Genomic DNA, 2,003 nt, shown 5'->3' with positions numbered 1-2,003 from the left:
TGGACTATCCGCCCGACGACCAGCTGATCGAACGCAACCTGGTGACACGGGACCTGCGGTCGGCCGACGAGGTCGGTTGAGCCGTCTCAGAGCCGGCCGGCGACGAAGTCGGCAGCCTGGTTGACCATGCCGGCGTTGATGTAGGCCGGGGCCAGATGAGCGGGCCAGTAGTCCTCCCAGTTCTCCGGGGAGGTCGGGTTGCAGATCGGATCGTCGCCGTGGCACAGCTCGATGATCCGTTCGCCGAGAGCGGGGTTGGTGAAACTCGCGATCGGGCCGACCCACTGGCTGCCGTTACCGAACAGCGCCACCGCGGCGATGTGCTGGTCGGCGCCCGGCGGCAGCGGGTGCTTGAACCCGAACCCGGCGATCGGTACCGCGACGACGACGTCGGTGACGGCCGCGCCCAACGAGTAGCCGCCGAGCACCAGCCGGGTGGCGGGGCAGTTGGCGACCATGTACTGGATGCGTTGGCTCATGTCGTTGGCGCCGATGTCGATCTCGGAGTCGGCGGGGTAGTTCACCGAATACAGGTCGATGTCCATCCCGGTCTTCTGGCGCAACGCGCTGATCAGCGCGTTGCCGATCTGCCCGGCGCCCGGTGGTTCGACGCGGCCGCGGGCGAAGATCAGCTCGGCCTGCGGGCACGCTTGGGCCGACGCGGCCGGGGCGAACACCGCGGCAGCCGGCAGCAGCATGGCGACAGCCAGGAACAGCGCCCGGCACCGCCGGGTCAGCGAAGCGCTCACCTGCCCGATACTAACGGCGGAGCCGAAACCCGGGTAGGTGGTCAGATGCGCCCCGCGGCGAACCCTGCGGCCGGGCCGATGAACTCCGGGGTCTCGTAGCGGGTGTGGGCGAACGGGTTGCGACCGTTCGAGCAGATCGGATCGCCGTCGGCGCACAGGTCGATCGCTTTGCCGGCGAAGGACCCGGCCGCCGACACCGGGTTTCCGAACTTGGTCGAGGGATTGCCGAAGACCGCGACGGCGGCGACGTTTCCGTTCAGACTGCCGGCCAGCGGTGGGGCGGACCCGAGGTCGCCGATGCGGTTGCCCAGCGGCGGGACCCCGGCGAGCATGTCGACCACCGCGGCGCCCTGCGAGTAGCCGCCGAGCACGATGCGGGTTCCGGGGCACTGCTGGGCCATCGCGGCGATGTGGTTGGCGGCGTCGTTGGCCCCGTCGGCGGACTTGAGGAAGTCGTAGGTCGCGGCGTAGTTGACGCCGTAGGTGCCGACCGACCGGCCGCCGAGCTGGGCGCGCAACGAGTCGGCGAGCGCCTGGCCCACCCGGCCGATGCCGGGCGGCTCGCTGGTGCCGCGGGCGAACACCACCTGGACGTCGGGGCAACCCTGCGCGGAGGCCGTCCCGGCGGGCGTGAAGATTGTGGCCGCCAGCGGGGCTACCGCGGCGGCGGCTGCCGCCAGGACGCGGCGGCCGAATCGGTCGGAAAGCACAAGATACGGTAACGCATGGCTGTGCGGTGACCGACCCGGCGAGCCCTCACACCCGGGCGGCGACGAACGACGCCGCCTGGTTGGTCAGCCCTGTGTTGACGTAGTTGCTGTGGGCCGGGATGCTGTCGCCGTCCGAGCAGATCGGGTCGCCGGCGTTGCACAGATCGATCGAGCGTGAACCCCAGATGGGGCTGACGGTCAGCGGCAGGCCCACCTTCGCCGTCGGGTTGCCGAACACCGCGATCGCGGCGATGAAGTCCGGGGCGTTCGGGGGCAGCGGGTTGTTGAAGCCCACCGCGGGGAACGGCACCGCGGCGATGACGTCGATGACCGCGGCGCCCTGGGAGTAGCCGCCGAGCACCAGCCGGGTGCCCGGGCAGTTGGCCATCATGAACTGGACCTGCCTGCTGGCGTCGTTGGCCCCGCCGGCGGCCTGCAGGAAGTCGAAGCTGGCCGGGTAGTTGACCGCGTAGGCGTTGACGGACCGGCCGCCGACCTTGCCGCGCAGCGAGTCGACGAAAGCCCCGCCGACCCGGCCCAGGCC

The 2,003-nt window shown here is 70.9% G+C and carries 3 protein-coding genes; all 3 read right to left on the bottom strand.

Annotated elements, in window-relative coordinates:
- Positions 1-86: 86 nt before the first annotated feature.
- On the bottom strand, positions 87-749 hold the full coding sequence (locus ACN27A_RS34425; protein ID WP_421459197.1) for a cutinase family protein: 663 nt from the start codon (positions 747-749) through the stop codon (positions 87-89).
- Positions 750-790: 41 nt separating this feature from the next.
- Positions 791-1,459, bottom strand: a complete 669-nt coding sequence (locus ACN27A_RS34420) for a cutinase family protein (protein ID WP_421459194.1) — start codon at positions 1,457-1,459, stop codon at positions 791-793.
- Between the two features lie 46 nt (positions 1,460-1,505).
- Positions 1,506-2,003, bottom strand: a 498-nt coding sequence (locus ACN27A_RS34415) for a cutinase family protein (protein WP_421459192.1), incomplete at its 5' end; no start/stop codon positions are given.

The organism is Micromonospora sp. WMMD737 (genome assembly GCF_049179055.1).
Classification (GTDB): domain Bacteria; phylum Actinomycetota; class Actinomycetes; order Mycobacteriales; family Micromonosporaceae; genus Micromonospora; species Micromonospora reichwaldensis.
Note: the sequence above shows the minus strand (reverse complement) of the source record. Positions and strands in the feature narration are given on the sequence as shown.